The sequence below is a fragment of the Halobaculum sp. D14 genome (genome assembly GCF_051195135.1).
Lineage (GTDB): Archaea > Halobacteriota > Halobacteria > Halobacteriales > Haloferacaceae > JBNTKA01.
Genome location: NZ_JBNTKA010000002.1, coordinates 68286 through 85357, shown reverse-complemented (window position 1 = coordinate 85357; position 17072 = coordinate 68286). Strand labels below are relative to the sequence as shown.

General features: G+C 68.9%; 17 protein-coding genes. 9 read left to right on the top strand and 8 right to left on the bottom strand.

Features of this window, described 5'->3' with window-relative positions:
* The first annotated feature begins 70 nt into the window (after window positions 1-70).
* The 8 genes from ACQUST_RS06175 to ACQUST_RS06140 all read left to right on the top strand — a co-directional run bounded on the left by ACQUST_RS06175 (window position 71) and on the right by ACQUST_RS06140 (window position 9251).
* Complete coding sequence (locus tag ACQUST_RS06175) at window positions 71-1405, top strand: O-acetylhomoserine aminocarboxypropyltransferase/cysteine synthase family protein (protein WP_435126351.1); 1335 nt, start codon at window positions 71-73, stop codon at window positions 1403-1405.
* Window positions 1406-2707, top strand: coding sequence for a homoserine O-acetyltransferase MetX (gene metX / locus ACQUST_RS06170; RefSeq protein WP_435126348.1), 1302 nt, complete (start codon window positions 1406-1408; stop codon window positions 2705-2707). It abuts the gene before it with no gap.
* Between the two features lie 257 nt (window positions 2708-2964).
* Complete coding sequence (locus tag ACQUST_RS06165; protein WP_435126345.1) at window positions 2965-3384, top strand: PPC domain-containing DNA-binding protein; 420 nt, start codon at window positions 2965-2967, stop codon at window positions 3382-3384.
* Between the two features lie 218 nt (window positions 3385-3602).
* Window positions 3603-7169: a DNA polymerase II large subunit gene (locus ACQUST_RS06160; RefSeq protein WP_435126342.1), complete on the top strand. Its 3567-nt coding sequence runs from the start codon at window positions 3603-3605 to the stop codon at window positions 7167-7169.
* A 55-nt stretch (window positions 7170-7224) separates the two neighbouring features.
* On the top strand, window positions 7225-7404 hold the full coding sequence (locus ACQUST_RS06155; protein WP_435126340.1) for a hypothetical protein: 180 nt from the start codon (window positions 7225-7227) through the stop codon (window positions 7402-7404).
* Between the two features lie 83 nt (window positions 7405-7487).
* Window positions 7488-7778, top strand: a complete 291-nt coding sequence (locus ACQUST_RS06150) for a DUF7130 family rubredoxin-like protein (protein WP_435126337.1) — start codon at window positions 7488-7490, stop codon at window positions 7776-7778.
* A gap of 149 nt (window positions 7779-7927) precedes the next feature.
* Window positions 7928-8896, top strand: a complete 969-nt coding sequence (locus tag ACQUST_RS06145; protein ID WP_435126335.1) for a ketopantoate reductase family protein — start codon at window positions 7928-7930, stop codon at window positions 8894-8896.
* Between the two features lie 157 nt (window positions 8897-9053).
* The gene (locus tag ACQUST_RS06140) at window positions 9054-9251 is read left to right on the top strand and encodes a DUF7563 family protein (RefSeq protein ID WP_435126332.1); all 198 of its coding nucleotides are present in this window, start codon (window positions 9054-9056) and stop codon (window positions 9249-9251) included.
* Between the two features lie 39 nt (window positions 9252-9290).
* Here the strand turns inward: ACQUST_RS06140 and ACQUST_RS06135 are convergent, their stop codons facing one another.
* The 3 genes from ACQUST_RS06135 to ACQUST_RS06125 form a co-directional block, all read right to left on the bottom strand.
* Window positions 9291-10850 carry a sulfatase gene (locus tag ACQUST_RS06135; protein WP_435126329.1) on the bottom strand — a complete coding sequence of 520 codons (1560 nt, stop codon included), beginning with the start codon at window positions 10848-10850 and terminating at the stop codon, window positions 9291-9293.
* 243 nt (window positions 10851-11093) lie between these two features.
* Window positions 11094-11471, bottom strand: coding sequence for a NifU family protein (locus tag ACQUST_RS06130; RefSeq protein WP_435126327.1), 378 nt, complete (start codon window positions 11469-11471; stop codon window positions 11094-11096).
* Between the two features lie 26 nt (window positions 11472-11497).
* Window positions 11498-11854, bottom strand: a complete 357-nt coding sequence (locus ACQUST_RS06125) for a DUF5783 family protein (RefSeq protein ID WP_435126324.1) — start codon at window positions 11852-11854, stop codon at window positions 11498-11500.
* 169 nt (window positions 11855-12023) lie between these two features.
* Between ACQUST_RS06125 and ACQUST_RS06120 the strand changes: the two genes are divergently transcribed.
* Complete coding sequence (locus ACQUST_RS06120; protein WP_435126321.1) at window positions 12024-12806, top strand: methionyl-tRNA formyltransferase; 783 nt, start codon at window positions 12024-12026, stop codon at window positions 12804-12806.
* Here the strand turns inward: ACQUST_RS06120 and ACQUST_RS06115 are convergent, their stop codons facing one another.
* From ACQUST_RS06115 to ACQUST_RS06095, 5 genes are all read right to left on the bottom strand, one after another.
* Complete coding sequence (locus tag ACQUST_RS06115) at window positions 12807-13796, bottom strand: Gfo/Idh/MocA family protein (RefSeq protein ID WP_435126318.1); 990 nt, start codon at window positions 13794-13796, stop codon at window positions 12807-12809. It abuts the gene before it with no gap.
* Window positions 13793-14890 (bottom strand): DegT/DnrJ/EryC1/StrS family aminotransferase, encoded by a 1098-nt coding sequence (locus ACQUST_RS06110; protein WP_435126315.1) that lies wholly within the window; start codon window positions 14888-14890, stop codon window positions 13793-13795. Before ACQUST_RS06110 ends, ACQUST_RS06115 begins: the two co-directional genes overlap by 4 nt.
* 126 nt (window positions 14891-15016) lie before the next feature.
* The gene (locus tag ACQUST_RS06105) at window positions 15017-15643 is read right to left on the bottom strand and encodes an RAD55 family ATPase (RefSeq protein ID WP_435126312.1); all 627 of its coding nucleotides are present in this window, start codon (window positions 15641-15643) and stop codon (window positions 15017-15019) included.
* 78 nt (window positions 15644-15721) lie between these two features.
* Window positions 15722-16186: a hypothetical protein gene (locus tag ACQUST_RS06100; RefSeq protein ID WP_435126309.1), complete on the bottom strand. Its 465-nt coding sequence runs from the start codon at window positions 16184-16186 to the stop codon at window positions 15722-15724.
* Window positions 16186-16884, bottom strand: a complete 699-nt coding sequence (locus tag ACQUST_RS06095) for an RAD55 family ATPase (protein ID WP_435126306.1) — start codon at window positions 16882-16884, stop codon at window positions 16186-16188. The genes ACQUST_RS06100 and ACQUST_RS06095 overlap by 1 nt, the downstream gene beginning before the upstream one ends.
* Window positions 16885-17072: the final 188 nt, after the last annotated feature.

The window sequence follows — 17072 nt, the reverse complement described above, 5'->3', positions numbered from 1 at the left end:
CCGGGCATCGTCCGGCAGCGCTTGCCGTAACTGACGTGCATAAGAGCGAAGAGGAATATGTTTCGTACACATGACCGAGGACGCTGGCGGGGTAGACAGCCCCGGCGACGACGGCCGACGGGCCGCCGAGGACGGCTGGGGCGCCCGCACGACGGCGCTACACGCCGGGTGGCAGGGCGACCCCGCGACCGGCGCGCGCGCACCGCCCATCTATCAGACCACGTCGTACCGGTTCGAAGACGCCGACGTCGCCGCCGACCTGTACGCGCTCGAACGCGACGGCGACGTCTACACTCGCATCTCGAACCCGACGACCCGCGTCCTCGAACACCGACTCGCCGCGCTCGAAGGCGGCGCCGACGCCATCGCCACCGCATCCGGGATGGCCGCGCTCGACGCCGCGACCTCCGTGCTCGCGCGCGCCGGCGACAACATCGTCGCGTCCGCCGACATGTACGGCGGCACCAGCGCCTACTTCAGCCACATGGCGTCCCGCCGCGGCGTCGACCTCACCACCGTCGAGACGACCGACTACGACGCCTACGCCGACGCCATCGACGACGACACCGCCTTCGTCCACGTCGAAACCGTCGCGAACCCGTCGCTCGTCACGCCCGACTTCGAACGGGTCGCCGACATCGCCCACGACCACGCCGTCCCGCTCGTCGTCGACAACACGTTCGGCACGCCGGCGCTCTGCAACCCAATCGACCACGGCGCCGACGTCGTCTGGAACTCCACCACGAAGTGGATACACGGCAGCGGCACCACCGTCGGCGGCATCCTCGTCGACGGCGGCACCTTCCCGTGGGACCACCCGGACGCCGACTACGACGAACTCAGCGGCGAAAACGAGGCGTTCGGCGTCGACTTCACCGAGCGGTTCGGCGAGCGCGCCTTCGCGGAGGTCGTCCGGCACCGCAGCGTCCGCGCACTCGGCAACTGCCAGTCCCCGTTCGACGCCTGGCAGACCATCCAGGGGCTCGCGACGCTCCCGCTCCGCATGGACCGCCACTGCGAGAACGCCCGCGTCGTCGCCGAACACCTCCGCGACCACCCCGACGTCGCGTGGGTCACCTACCCCGGCTTCGAGGACCACCCGACCCACGACAACGCCGCGACGTACCTCGACGACTACGGCGGCATGGTCGTGTTCGGCCTCGAAGGCGGGTTCGACGCCGGGAAGCGGCTCTGCGAGGAGGTGGAGCTGGCGTCGTTCCTCGCGAACATCGGCGACGCCCGCACCCTCATCATCCACCCCGCGAGCACCACCCACGCACAGCTCAGCGAGACGGAGCAGCGCGCCGCCGGCGTCACCCCGGACCTGCTGCGGTGCTCCGTCGGCATCGAAGACCCCGAAGACGTCATCGCCGACCTCGACCGCGCCATCGCGGAGGTGGTCTGAATGCCGTCCACAGAGACGCTCGGCGAGTTCCAGTTCGAGTGCGGCGAGTCCATCCCGGAGCTCGAACTCACCTACGAGACCTACGGCGAGTTCGACGGCTCGAACGCCGTGCTGGTCTGTCACGCGCTCACCGGCAGCCACCACGTCGCCGAGCCGCCGCGCAGCGACAGTTGGCGACGGGACGACGCCGGCGACGCCGACGCTGCGGACGGCGGGAACGGCGACGCAGACAGCGGCGGCGACGCGGACGGCGCCGGCGGCACCGCCGGGCAGGCGCGCGCCTGGTGGAACGACGTCGTCGGCCCCGGGAAGGCAATCGACACCACGGAGTACTACGTCGTCTGCGTGAACGTCCCCGGCTCCTGCTACGGCTCGTCCGGCCCCGCGAGCGAAGCGCCGGACGGCGATCCGTGGGGGACGGAGTTCCCGCCGGTCACGGTCGCGGACTGGACGCGGGCGCAGCGCGCGCTGCTCGACGAGCTCGGCGTCGGGCGGCTGCACGCGGTCGTCGGCGGCAGCGTCGGCGGGATGAACGCGCTCGACTGGGCGAAACGCTACCCCGACGACGTCCGGCGCGTCGCCGCCGTCGCGACCGCGGCGCGGCTCGACCCGCAGTGTCTCGGCATCAATGCCGTGGCGCGCCGCGCCATCGCCACCGACCCGCACTGGAACGGCGGCGACTACTACGGCGACGGCCCCGACCCGGACCAGGGGCTCGCGCTCGCCCGGCAGCTCGGCCACGTCATGTACCTCTCGAAGGCGTCGATGGAGCGGAAGTTCGGGCGGCGCGCCGCTGGCCGCGACGCCGGGAGCGACCGCTTCCCGGAGGACCCGGCGGCGTCGTTCTTCCCGTACCGCGAAGTCGAGTCGTACCTCGACTACAACGCCGACCGGTTCGTCGAGCGGTTCGACGCGAACAGCTACCGCTACCTGACCCGGGCGATGGACGACTACGACCTCGCCGCCGGCTACGGCTCCGACGCCGACGCGCTCGCCGCCTTCGAGGGCGAGGCGCTCGTCGTCTCGTTCACCGGCGACTGGCACTTCACGGTCGAGGCGTCGCGGTCGCTCGCCGCCGCCTTCGACGACGTCGACGTCCCGGTCGCCCACCACGTCGTCGACTCGGACCACGGCCACGACGCCTTCCTCGTCGAGCCGGAGTCGGTCGGGCCGCCGCTCCGCGACTTCTTCGCCGACGGCGTCGACGGCCGCGCGGTCCGCGGCGAGGACCGCGGCGACGACGACCGCGAGGAGCAGCGCAGCGAGCGCGCCCCGGTGCACGCCAGCCTGTTCTCCGGGTGACACCGACGATCCGGGCTTCAGGCCACGGCGGCGCGGCGCTGCAGCGGCGCGGCTGAACGGATGGCTGGCAGGCGACACGGCGCGCTGCTGTCCGCGCGGCGGCGTGTCGCGCACCCGCTGGGCGCCGCGCGGCCACTGTCAGGTCACGGCGGCGACTGGCCGCGGCTTCTGGTTTGAACGTTCGGCTCGGCGTTCCGCTCGGCGCGCCGGGGGAGACGGGAGCAAGGTTTTACTCCGGAACGGCCGACGGTTCCCGCATGAACTACCGCGAAGTGGAGGTGTCGGGCGAGTATCTCGCGAGCCTCGACAACGGCGCGGACTGGCGCGAAGAGATCGAGGCGCTCGCGGACCGCGTCGAGGCGGACGCCGCGTGGTTCAACGCCATGGGCGCCGTACAGGACGCCGAGGTGTGGTTCTACGACCAGGAGGACACCGAGTACCGCTCGGTCGAGTTCGACGAACCGCTGGAGGTCGCCGCCTGCGTCGGCAACGTCGCACGTCTCGACGGCGACCGGTTCGCGCACACCCACGCCGTGCTGTCCCGGCGGAGCGGCCAGGCGCTCGCCGGCCACCTGAACGCCGGCACCGTCTTCGCCGGCGAAGTGTACCTCCGCGCGTTCGAGACGCCGCTCGACCGCGAACACGACGACGTCACCGACCTCGACCTCTGGCTGTAACGGCCGAAAACCGTGGCAGACCGGGGTCTATCGGCGGGTCGACGCCAGGGACGGACAGCCGCGCGGCCGGTGCGGGACGAACTGTTTTTACCTTGGCCTGCGCTGGAGAGTGACGTGTATCGACGACCCCGAACTTCGAACAGAGCCGCGGCCGCCGCGTCGACGACGCGGCCCGCGACGCAGGGGACGTCACCCGTAGAACGGAGGGAGCGGCCGCGATGAGACCGGACGACGAACGCTACTTCGCCCGCATCGAAGACCGGCTCGACGAGGCGTTCGAGCGCGCCGAAGCCGCGCGCGCACAGGGGAAGGACCCGGGCACCGACATCGAGATTCCGGTGGCGCGCGACATGGCCGACCGCGTCGAGAACATCCTCGGCATCCCCGGCGTCGCCGAGCGCGTCCGGGAACTCGAAGGCGAGATGAGCCGCGAGGAGGCGGCGCTCGAACTGGTCACGGACTTCGTCGAGGGCACCGTCGGCGACTTCGACAGCCGCGAAGGCAAAGTCGAGGGCGCCGTCCGCACAGCGGTCGCGCTGCTCACCGAAGGCGTCGTCGCCGCGCCGATCGAAGGAATCGACCGCGTCGAACTCCTGGAGAACGACGACGGCACGGAGTTCGTGAACGTCTACTACGCCGGCCCGATCCGGTCCGCCGGCGGAACCGCGCAGGCGCTGTCCGTGCTCGTCGGCGACTACGCCCGGTCGCTGCTCGGCATCGAGGAGTACAGCGCCCGCACCGACGAAATCGAGCGGTACGCCGAGGAGGTGTCGCTGTACGACAAGGAGACCGGGCTGCAGTACACGCCGAAGGACAAGGAGACGAAGTTCATCGCCGAGCACATGCCGATTATGCTGGACGGGGAAGCCACCGGCGACGAGGAGGTGTCCGGCTTCCGCGACCTCGAACGCGTCGACACGAACTCCGCCCGCGGCGGCATGTGTCTCGTGCTCGCGGAGGGCATCGCGCTGAAGGCGCCGAAGATTCAGCGGTACACCCGCCAGCTCGACGAGGTCGACTGGCCGTGGCTCCAGGACCTCATCGACGGCACCTACGCCGACGGCGGCGGCGACGCTGGCGACGCGGACGGCGAGGAGAACGGCGCTGACGGTGACGGCGGCGACGACGGGGGAGAACCCGACGGCGAAGCCGCGTCCGCCGACGCCGACGACGCCGACGACGGCGGCCTGCCGGACGGCGCTGAGCCGGATGGCCCAAAGCGCGTCGAGCCGTCCGAGAAGTTCCTGCGCGACCTCATCGCCGGCCGCCCCGTGTTCGGCCACCCGTCGGAGCCCGGCGGCTTCCGCCTCCGGTACGGCCGGTCGCGAAACCACGGCTTCGCGACCGCCGGCGTCCACCCGGCGACGATGCACCTCGTCGACGACTTCCTCGCCACCGGCACCCAGATCAAGACCGAGCGGCCCGGGAAAGCCGGCGGCGTCGTCCCCGTCGACTCCATCGACGGCCCGACGGTTCGGCTGGCGAACGGCGACGTCCGCCGCATCGACGACCCGAAGGAGGCGCTCGAAATCCGGAACGGCGTCGAGGAGATCCTCGACCTCGGCGAGTACCTCGTGAACTACGGCGAGTTCGTCGAGAACAACCATCCGCTCGCCCCCGCCTCGTACGTCGTCGAGTGGTGGGAGCAGGACCTCGCCGCCGCCGGCGCCGACCTCCAGGCGCTCCGCGACGACCGCCGCGTCGACCTCGACGACCCCGCCGCCGACCGCGCGCTCGAATGGGCCGCCGAGTACGACGCGCCGCTCCACCCCGCGTACACCTACCTGTGGCACGACGTCAGCGTCGACGACTTCGAGGCGCTCGTCGACGCCGTCACCGACGGCGACGTCACCGGCGACCTGCTCGTCGTCGAGAACACCGACCGGGTTCGACGCACCCTCGAATCGCTGCTCGTCGAACACAGCCAGACGCCGGACTCGCTCCGCATCCCCGACTTCCGCCCGCTGCTCCGTCAACTCGGCGTAACCGACGGACTGCAGCGCGAATGGGAGGAACTCAGCGCCGACGCCCGGAACTGGGCCGGCGGCGACAACGCCGTCCGCGCGGTCAACGACGTCGCGCCGTTCACGGTCCGCGAACGCGCCCCGACCCGCATCGGCAACCGGATGGGTCGCCCCGAGAAATCCGAGAGCCGCGACCTCTCCCCGGCCGTCCACACGCTGTTCCCAATCAACGACGCCGGCGGCAGCCAGCGCTCCGTCGGCGAAGCCGCCTCCGAACACACCGACCGCGGCCGCGGCGTCGTCGACGTCCGACTCGGCGACCGCGAATGCCCCGGCTGCGGCACCCACACCTACAAGGTCAGCTGCCCGGACTGCGACACCCACACCGAGCCGTACTTCGAATGCGACGACTGCGGCACCGTCTGCGAACCCGACGAATCCGGCCGCGTCGAATGCCCGCACTGCGAACGCGTCGTCGACAGCACCGACTGGCACACCGTCGACCTCAACGACGAGTACTGGAGCGCGCTCGACGCCCTCGGCGAACGCGAAGCCTCCTTCGAGATGCTGAAAGGCGTCAAGGGGCTCACCTCCGCGAACAAGACGCCCGAAGCGATGGAGAAAGGCGTGCTGCGCGCCAAACACGGCGTCTCCGCGTTCAAAGACGGCACCGTCCGCTACGACATGACCGACCTCCCGGTCACCGCCGTCCGCCCCGAAGAGCTCGACGTCACCGCCGACCACTTCCACGAACTCGGCTACGAAACCGACATCGACGGCGAACCGCTCGTCCACGACGACCAGCTCGTCGAACTCCGCGTCCAGGACATCGTGCTGTCGGACGGCGCCGCCGAACACATGATGAAGACCGCGGACTTCGTCGACGAACTCCTCACCGACTTCTACGGCCTCGACCCGTTCTACGAAGTGAACGAACGCGACGACCTCGTCGGCGAACTCGTCTTCGGCATGGCGCCGCACACCTCCGCCGCCGTCGTCGGCCGCGTCGTCGGCTTCACCAGCGCCGCCGTCGGCTACGCACACCCGTACTTCCACGCCGCGAAACGTCGCAATTGTGACGGCGACGAGGACTGCGTGATGCTGCTGATGGACGGCCTGCTGAACTTCTCGAAGGAGTTCCTGCCGGACAAGCGCGGCGGGCAGATGGACGCGCCGCTCGTGATGTCGTCGCGCATCGACCCGAGCGAAATCGACGACGAGGCGCACAACATGGACATCGTGCGGCGGTATCCGCGGGAGTTCTACGAGGCGACGCTGGAGATGGCGGACCCGGAGGAGGTCGACGTCCAGATCGCGGAGGAGACGCTCGGGACGGACGACGAGTACCGCGGGTTCGACCACACGCACGACACGTCGGACATCGCGCTCGGCCCGGACCTGTCGGCGTACAAGACGCTCGGGTCGATGATGGACAAGATGGACGCGCAGCTGGAGTTGGCGCGGAAGCTCCGCGCGGTCGACGAGACGGACGTGGCGGAGCGCGTCATCGAGTACCACTTCCTGCCGGACCTCATCGGGAATCTGCGGGCGTTCTCGCGGCAGGAGACGCGGTGTCTCGACTGCGGCGAGAAGTACCGGCGGGTGCCGCTGACCGGGGACTGCCGGGAGTGCGGCGGCCGGATGACGCTGACGGTGCACCGCGGCTCCGTCAACAAGTACATGGACACAGCGAAGCAGGTCGCCGAGGAGTTCGGCTGCCGGGAGTACACGAAACAGCGGCTCGAAATCCTCGACCGGTCGCTGGAGTCCATCTTCGAGAACGACAAGAACAAGCAGGGGAGCATCGCGGACTTCATGTAGCGCGCCGGGCGGCCGACCGAGCCTTTACTCCGGCGGCGCCGCAATCCGTCTCGTGATGGTGGACGCGACCCGTTCGTCGGTGCTGCTCGGCTGCTGTCTGCTCGCCGTCGTCGCCGGCGCCGCCGCCGTCGTCGCCGGGGTTCTTCGGGGGAATCCGACCGTCATCGTCGTCGGGTCGAGCGTCGTCGCCGTCGGCGGTGCGCTCATGCCGCTCGTCGTTCGAGCGACGGACTGACGCGGCCGTGGTGACCGACGATCGGCCGCCGGGACCCCGAATCGGCCGGCGTGTTTTTGCCTGATGCGGTGTCACGTCCGGGTATGGCCGAAGACGAACCGTCAGTCGGCGTCGGAGCGGCAGTGTACACGGAGTCGGGCGAGAAACTCGGCACGGTCCGCGGGTTCGACGAGGACGGCTTCTACGTGACGACGCGGGAGGGAATCGCGTCGCTGTCCGTCGAACACGAGCGCGCCGGCCACGAGTTCGGCGAGGGCGAACTGGTGTGGCGCTGCAGCGAGTGCGGCGCGATGGGTGACATCGACGAACTCCCCGACGAGTGCCCGGACTGCGGCGCCGCCAGGGAGTACCTCTACTACTGGACCGAGGACTGAAACGGCGAGGCGCCGCAGCGACGCAGCACGACGGCACCGCGACGCAGCGACTCCGTGAGCCAACGGCACCGTGAGGCAGCGACGCGACGGCACGCCCGCTCGGCGGGCGGCACCGAACCGCTCTTTTCGGCGCGCGACGAGGCGTCGCCATGGACATCGTGGTGTTCGGCGCCGGCTCGCTCGGCAGCCTCGTCGGCGGCGTGCTGGCCCGGGAACACGACGTCACGCTCGTCGGACGCGACCCGCACGTCAGCCGCGTCCGCGAGGCCGGGCTCCGCGTCACCGGCGCGCTCGACGCGCACACCTACCCGGACGCCGTCACCGACTGGCCCCCGAGCCCCGGCGAACGCGGCGGACGCGACGCCGAACGCAACGACGGAGTCGACGCCGGGAGCGACGTCGACGGCGCGGGGCCGGACCTCGCGCTCGTCACCGTCAAGACGTACGACACCGCCGACGCCGCCGCGGCGCTCCGCGACGGCGACCCGACGGTCGTCTGCTCGCTCCAGAACGGCCTGACCGAGGCGGTGCTGGCCGAGGCGCTCGGCGACCGGGTGCTCGCCGGCACCGCGAGCTACGGCGCCGAACTCGCGGAGCCGGGTCGCGTCGAGTGCACCGGCGTCGGCCGCATCCACGTCGGCGAACTCGACGGCGGCGGCAGCGACCGCGCCGAGCGGGTCGCGTCGGCGTTCCGCGACGCCGGCCTGCGCTGTGCGGCCGACCCGGAGATGCCGCGTCGCCGCTGGGAGAAACTCGCGGTCAACGCCGGCATCAACGCCGTGACGGCGCTCGCGCGGGTCCGCAACGGCGCGGTGACGGACGCGCCCGGCCGCGAGCCCGCGGTGCGCGCCGCCCGCGAAACCGCCCGAGTCGCCCGCGCAGAGGGCGTTCCGCTGTCCGACGGCGACGCCGTGGACGCGCTCGACGCCGTCGCGGACGACACGGCCGCGAACCGGTCGTCGATGCTGCAAGACGTCGACGCCGGCAGACGAACCGAGGTGGACGCGATCAACGGAGCGGTCGTCGACCGCGCCGCCGGCCACGACGTCGCGGCGGCGACGAATCGGACGCTCGTGGATATACTCCGGACGTGGGAGTCAGCACGCGGATTTCGCTGAGTAACGAATATTCGAATAATCGCAGTACTGAGATGCGAATTGGAGGAACCAATTCGGGGCCGCTCCGAAGCCGGGAACGTCCGTGTGAGGCGGGCGACGCCCGGCGGACTCCGACCGATTGCGCGGGTATACTGCGTCCGCGACCCCTCGGTGAGGTATGCCAGAGTGCGCGAACTGCGGCGAGTACGTCTCGGACGACTACCTCCGCGTGTTCACGCCGGAGTCGATGGACCAGCCGCGGTGCTGCCCGTTCTGCGACGACAAGATTCGCGACGGCGGCCGCGTCCGCGACGCGCGGAGCACGCGGCAGCCCCGACGCGGCGCGAGCGGCGCCGAATCCGACCGCGACCGATAGTCGGAAACCGCGGTGCTGCGGAACGAATCGGAGCCCGACCTACTCGACGTAGCCGAGGTCGCGGAGTCGGTCTTTCGCTTCGTCGTCCATCTCGTCGAGCGAGTCGTCGGTGACGTCGCCGTCAGCCGCACCTGTCCACGCGCCGCCGGCTTCGGCTTCGAACTCGCCGAGTGCGGCTTCCGCGTCGGCGACGCGGTCGTCGCTCCCGCCGGCGAGGTTCCGGGTTTCGCCGGGGTCGCTGTCGAGCCGATACGCCTCGTCGGGGATGCGGTCGATGCGGACGTACTTGGCGTCGGCGCCGCGTGCGGCCCGCATCCGCGAGTAGAATCGGGAGTCCTCCGGGAGGTCGATGCCGGCCGCCGACGCCTTCTCCTCCAGCTGTTTCAGTTCGACGACGGGCCGGGAGTACTCGACGAAGCCGTACTCGCCGGTCGGGCCGCCGACCTGCCCCGGGTCCGGGTCGTCGACGCCGGCGAACTCGCGGTAGTCGGCCGACAGCAGCGACCGAGTCGAGTCACGCGGAACGGCTGCGTCGCCCGCCGACGCCGGGTCGCCGCCGTCGACGCCGAGTGCGTCAAGGACGGTGTGGTAGAGGTCGACGAGTTCGACGGTGTCCTCGCGGCGGCCGCCGTCGAGGTCCGGGTGTTTCACCATCAGCGGGACGTTCACGAGCGGGTCGTACAGGCTGAACTCGTGGCCGTACAGGTCGTGTTCGCCGTGGAGTTCGCCGTGGTCGGCGCAGACGACGACGGCGGTGTCGTCCCAGCGGCCGGTGTCTTTCAGCCAGTCGAACAGCGCCGTGAGCTGGTCGTCGATGTGCGCGATTTCGGCGTCGTACAGCCCGCGGATGGCGTCGAACTCGTCGTCGTCGATGTCGCGGGCGCCGCAGTTGTACTCCTTCGAGTTCTGGCAGACCTCGGTGGAGTCGACGCCCGGCGCGAACTCCTCGACGTACTCCTCGGGCGGGTGGTACGGGAGGTGTGCGTCCATCAGATTGATGAACGTGAACCAGTCGTCGCCGTCGTCGTCGGCCGCCTTGATGAACTCCCGGGTCCGGTCCATCACGGCCGGCGTCTTCGAGTCGGCTCCCTCGCCGGACGCGAGGTACTCGTGGGCGACGTTGCCGAGCGACACCAGTTTGTCCGCGACGGTGCGGAGGGCGTCGCTGTCGTTCATCGTCTTCCACGCCTTCGCGAGCGGCCCGGAGAGCAGGTCACCGGGCATCACCTCGAAGAAGTTGTCCTGGTCGTCGAAGCCGTCGGTGAGGTGCGTGTACGGCGTAATCCAGGCGTTCGACGAGTAGCACGCCGTCCGGTAGCCGGCGCCCGACAGCGTCTCCGCGAGCGTCGTCGCGCCCTCCAGGTACGGGTTCTCCTGGTCCGCGCCGTGCTGGTGCGGGTACATCCCGGTGAACAGCGACGCGTGCACCGGAAGCGTCCACGGCGCCGGTGCGACCGCGTTCTCGAACACCGTCGCCTCCGCGGCGAACTCGTCGAGCCCCGGCGTCGTGCCGCCGTCGTAGCCGTACGGACCGAGTCGGTCCTTCCGGACCGTGTCTAACACGACGAAGAGGACGTTCTCCGGCGAGTCGTTGCTCATTACCTGCGGAATCCCGCTCGCCGTTAATCCGTCTTCTGGTCTCCACCACCGACGCGGCAATCCAGGACGGACACCCCGATACGGCAGATTCGATATAGCGAGTACGGGTTTACACCGACGGATTCACCCGTACAGAGTCAGCCGTGCCGTGGCGGCAACGCCGAGGCTCCGCGAACCCGAATTTGGGCGGTAGAACGGCGCTGTAGCTATCGAGCCGCGAAAACAGAGGGAAGAAGTGCCGAGTTAGAAGGGGGCCTGCGGGCCTTCGTCGTCCTCGCCGTCGTCGCTCTCACCGGGGAACGACGGGGACATGCCGTCGCTCGAGTGGCTCATCCCGCCGAGGTCGCCGTCGGCGCCGCCGCCCATGCCGGTGTCGGCGTGGACCTGGGTGATCTCCGGGATTTCCTTCGTCATCCGGGACTTGATGGCCTGAATCGTCATCGGCGAGATGCCACAGCCGGAGCAGGCGCCGCCGAGCGAAATACTGATTTCGCCGGTCTCGCGGTCGAGGTGCTGAATCGCGGCGCTGCCGCCGTGCATCTGAATCTGCGGGAAGTTCCGCCGCAGGAAGTTCGTGACGCGGTCACGCAGGTCGTCGCCGTCCTGTGAGTCGGTACTCATTACGTCCGAATTGGGAGTACGTGGGTTTATGCCTTGTGCTCGTCAGGGGACACGTCCGCGTCAGCGGGCGGCTCGACGGCGAACACGCGGTACAGCTCCGCTTCGATCTCCTCGACGTAGCGGTCGAGCGTCCGCTCCAGTTTCTCGTCGTCGACGACGACGCCCGTGACGCGCTCCGTCGGATTCTCGGGCAGTTCGACGCGGAACGCCCCCTCGTCGTAGAACGGCTCGGACTCGTTGAGCACCTGCTGGTCGATGGCGTGAATCAGCTCCGAGTCGTACGCGTCGTTCATCGTCTCGAACGCGTTCTTGTACGCGCGCTGCAGCTCCGGAAAGTAGTTCGCGTACTTGTCCTCGAACTGCTCGGGGTCGAACTCGGCCATTACCGAAGGATTCGGCGGCGCGGACGTAAGCCCGGCGGTCCAGACCATAAATCCTATGCCGCGATACAGAATCCGGTGCGGGTCGCGGGGGTTCGAAAGTGGTGAATCGATTTACGGCGAGGGGAGGCACCATCGCAAGCGTTTAGTCTCGTACACCGCACCTAACGGCATGGTTACGGTCGCTTTTCTGGGAAGCCACACGCTGGGTGTTCGGTGTCTCGAACGGCTCCACGAGCACCCCGACGTGGACGTCGAAGTCATCGTGACGTACCGAGCCGACTCCGACCGGTGGTGGGAGGGGTCGGTTCGAGAGCGGGCGAACGAACTCGGCTACGAGAACGTCCTGCCAATCGACTCCGAGCGGGAGGTGCTGGACCACCCGGTGGACTACCTCATCAGCGTCTACTACCCGAACATCCTCGGCCCCGAACTCCTGAACCACCCCGACCAGGCGCCGATCAATCTCCACCAGGCCGAACTCCCACGGTACCGCGGAAGCAACGTCTTCAGCCACTCGATCATGAACGCTCGGAAGGACGATTACTGGAAGCACGGCACCACGATGCACTTCATGGCCGAGGACGTCGACGCCGGCGACATCATCGACCGCCGGTTCGTCGAAATCGACGATGACGACACCGCGCGGTCGCTGTACGAGCGAACCCGAGAAGCGTCCGAGGCGCTGTTCGAGGACATGCTTCCGCACATCGTCTCCGGTGACGTCATGGAGATGGGAACGCCGCAGTCGGAGTTCGGCGGCGAGCGGTACTTCTACACCAAGGACAGCCTCAACGACGTGAAGCAGGTCGACCCGGAGGAGCTCGGCGACCCGGACGACGTCGAACTGTACGACCGCATCCGCGCGGTCGACTTCCCGCCGTTCGAACCGGCGTACACGGAGCTGAACGGCCGACGAATCTACCTGACGAAAACCGGGTACTCCCGGGAGTAGCTACCGGTCGAGCGGAACCGTCTGGTTCCGCTCGGAGGACTTTTCGGCGAGTTCGAGTTGCTCGACGACCTCCGCACCGATTCTCCCCGGCGAACTCGGCTCCGTCCGTTCCTTGCAGGCTGAGACGAAGTCGTCGACTTCGACCCGGAGCGGCTCGTCGTTTTCGACCTCGTACGTCTTCCCGCCTTCTTCGAGCGCGCGGAGTTCGTCGCCGTGTTTGACGACGCGGCTCTCGTGGATTTCGACCACGTTGTCCTCGAGGTAGTCCACGTACGCCGCTTTCTCCGAGCCGACGACGACGAGGTCTCGCTGCTTCCCGAAGACCGGTACCTGCCAGGACTCGTTGATGACGGAGGTCGCCTCGTCGTAGTTCAACACGAGCGTCGCCGTCTCGTCGATGTCGTCGCGGACGACGCTGTCGAGCCGGCAGTAGATGTCGTTCGGCGCGTCGTCGAGCAGGTAGTTCGAGATGTCCACGTCGTGGACGGCGAGCGAGTAGAGGACGCCGGTGGTCGCGCGGGGGACGCGGAACGAGAAGCGACGCGTGTTCATGTACTTGATTCGGCCGAGTTCGCCGCGGTCGATGCGGCGCTTGAGTTCCTTCAGCGCCGGGTGGAACCGGAAGATGTGGCCGACGGCGAGAACCCGGTTTTCGGCGTCGGCGGTTTCGACGATGCTCCACGCGTCGTCGCTGTCGAGCGCCAGCGGCTTCTCGATGAGCAGGTCGACGCCCGACTCGAGGAGGTCGACGGCGATGTCGTGGTGTGTCGGCGACGGTGTCGAAAGCGTCGCCGCGGTGACGCCTTCGTCCGGGAGGTCGGCGTAGTCGGTGACGTACGGGAGGTCGTACGCCTCCGCGATTTCGGAGACGCGCTCCTCGTCGGCGTCACAGAGGTACGCCTCCTCGATGACCCCCTCGCTGCGGAGCTCCGAGGCGATTCGGGCGTGGTTGCTGCCCCAGTAGCCCGTGCCGATGACGGCGTACTTCATCGGTAGAACTCCTCGATGGCCGCACAGACCTCGTCGATTTCCTCGTCGGACAGCCGGGGATGCATCGGGAGAGAGACGATGCGGTCACAGAGCGCCTCCGTCCGTTCGAGCGTCACGTCACCGACGCGCTCCTCGATGGCCGGGTGTTCGTGCAGCGGCGTCGGGTAGTGGACGCCGGTGTCGATGCCGCGGTCGTCGAGGTGTGCCCGAAGCGCGTCCCGGTCCGGAGCCTGGACGACGTACAGGTGATAGACGTGTGTGGCGTCTTCGGCCTCCGTCGGCGTGACCACCTCGTCGACGTCGGCCAGCGCGTCGGTGTAGCGATGCGCCGCTCGGCGGCGCCCGTCGTTCCACGCTCGGATGTGGTCGAGTTGCGCGTCGCCGACGACGGCGCTGACCTCGTCGAGCCGGAAGTTCAAGCCGAGGTAGCGGTGAACGCCGTCGTCGCCCCGCCCGTGGTTTCGGAGCGCGCGCGCCTTGTCGGCGAGGCCGCCGGCGTCGGTGACGAGCATCCCGCCGTCGCCGCCGACGGTCATGTTCTTCGACGGGTAGAAACTGAACGCGCCTGCGTCGCCCGCCGTCCCGGCGAGTTCGCCGCCACGTTCCGCGAAGTGAGCCTGACAGGCGTCTTCGACGACGGCGAGGTCGTGTTCGTCGGCGATTCGGTTGATGGCCTCCATGTCCGCCATCTGCCCGTAGATGTGGACCGGGACGACGGCCGCCGGGTTCTCCGACGCCTCGACCGCCTGCTCCAGCTCCGCGGGGTCCATCGTGTACGTCTCCGGGTCGACGTCGACGAACTTCGGCGTCGCACCCGCCCTCAGAACCGTGCTCGCGGTCGCGAAGAAGGTCAGGCCGGGGACGAACACGTCGTCCCCGTCACCGAGACCCAGCCCTTCGAGCGCCAACAGCAGCGCCGCCGTCCCGCTCGACAGTCCGACGGCGTGCTCGACGCCGGCCTCGCGGGCGAACGCCGCCTCGAACTGTTCGAGCCGTTCGCCCTTGACGTAGCGGGTGCTCTGGAGAACCTCCGTGACCTCGTCGACGATGTCGTCGTCGACGTAGATGTCGGTGAACGGAACGTGGTCTGTCACGGCCGACGGTTCCCCTCGGCCGATGATTGAACTTTCGGTTCCACGGATTGCCGAGTCGACGGGGCCGTGACGCGGGAAAAGTCGCGCGGCCGCGGAGTCACCGAGCCGGGAGCCGGCCGGCCCGGGTCAGAACGACGTCCAGGCGGTCGCGGTCTGCTGCCGGTCGCGGACGCGGAGTTCGCGGGCGCCGTCCTGTTCGCGGGTGTTGATGACGGTGTCGAACGGCTCGTACATGGTGTGGAGCGTCTGTTCGTCGTGCATCGTCGAGCCGATGACGGAGACGGTGAACCAGCCTTCGCTCTCGGCTTGCTTCGTGAGCACGCGGACGAACTGGTAGACGTCCTGCGGATCGAGGTACATCAGCAGCTCCGACAGCGAGTGGATGCCGACGCCGACCGGGGCGCCGTGTTCGCGGTACACTTCGAAGAGGTCCGTGAACTTCATCCCGATTTCGGTGACGTTCTTCGGCGAGGAGACGTAGCGGACGCGTTCGGAGTCGGTGACGGACGCCCCGCGCTGCCGGGAGACGCAGTCGACGACGCCGACGAGTTCCGGGTCGACGCCGGCGGCCTCGGCGAAGTCGGCGCGGACGTCCTCGGCGGCGTCACCCGTCGTGATGATGATGCCGCGGTCGGCGTTCTCGGCGAGCAGCCGGAACATCAGGTCGTACTTCCCCGTCATCGGCGGCCCGGCGATGAGGAGGCTCCGGCCCTCGTGGGTGCCGTCGATAGAGAACGGGGCGTCCTCCAACATACGAGAAACGACGCGGTCGACGGCTAAAACCTTTGTCCACGCCCGCGCCGCCATGCGCTTCGGGGAGTACACGGCGAGTCACTCCTCCGCGTCGGACCGGTCGGTTGGCGAGCCGAGCAGCGACGGGAAGCCGAGCGCGCCGAGGTCGGCGCCCCCGTCGAGCAGTTCGGCGCGGTCGAGGAGGGCGGCGCGGTCGAGCATCGTCGGGAACTCGCCGGCAGGGCCGGGAGTCCCCGGGTCGTCCTCGGCGTCGACGTCGCCGGGGTCCGTGGGCGACGCGCCCGTGACGAGGTGGGTCCAGACGTCGTCGGCGCCGTCGACGTCGTCGGTGCCGCGGAGTTCGGTCGCGGTCTGTTTCCCCTCCTGGTAGGCGAGGTCGATGATGCTGCGGTCGTAGGAGGTGTCGAGGGCGTCGCGGAGCCGGTCGAACTCGTCGTCGTTCCGGTAGCCGAACGAGGCGGCGACGCCGAGCGCGTACGCCCGGCGGATGGCTTCGTCCGAGGAGATGTCGGTCCAGTCGGTGCCGAGTCGTTCCTCGTACATCACTGGGGAATCGTGGTGTCGGCGTCGCCGACGGCGAGGCCGGCGTCGGTGAACCGGAGGTCGTGGATGTCGGTGTCGACGTCGGTGCCCCGCATCTTCACGACCTGGACGCCGCGGCGCATCCCGTCGTCCTCCATGTAGTTGTGGAAGAAGATGACGCCGTGCGCCAGGTAGTGTTCGTCGGCGTACGCGGACGGGTCGGTCATCTCGGAGATGAGGTACGTCGTGGCGTCGGTCCGCTTGAGCGACGAGAGGAACCGCATCACGGTGTCGTCGGTGTCGTCGAGGTAGTAGCGGAGCAGCATCGTCGAGTCGATGACGACGCGGTCGACGTCGCGGGACTCGACGAACGACGTGATTCGGTTGGAGATGCTGTTGAGGTCGCGGCGTTCGCCCGGCATCCCGAAGAACCGTTTGCCGTCGGAGGAGAAGGCGTCGAGGAACGTGACGTTCCCGGAGTCGAGCACCTCCGCGAAGCCGAAGTCGTAGCCGGCCATGTCCTGTTCGAGGTCATCGCGGCTCTCGTGCATGCTGATGAACAGGCAGCGCTCGCCGTCGGTGGCGCCGTCGGCGACGAACTGTGCGGAGAACGTCGTCTTGCCGCTGCCCGGGGGGCCGCAGATGACGTAGAGCCTGCCGCCCGGGAGCCCGCCGTCGACCAGGCGGTCGAACCCGTCCACGCCGCTCGATACGCGCATGGTCGTGCTGCGCCGACGCGCCGCATAAGGATTCGTCCCCGACTCTCAGGCGTGATAACGGACTGGGGGCGCGAGCGAAGAGAGCCCGGACAGCTTCGCCGGGGAGCCGCAGAAAAGCGATGTCGATAATACGTCGACGTGCTATCGAAGCGTCACTAAAGCGTCGAAGAAGCACCGTAGAACCATCA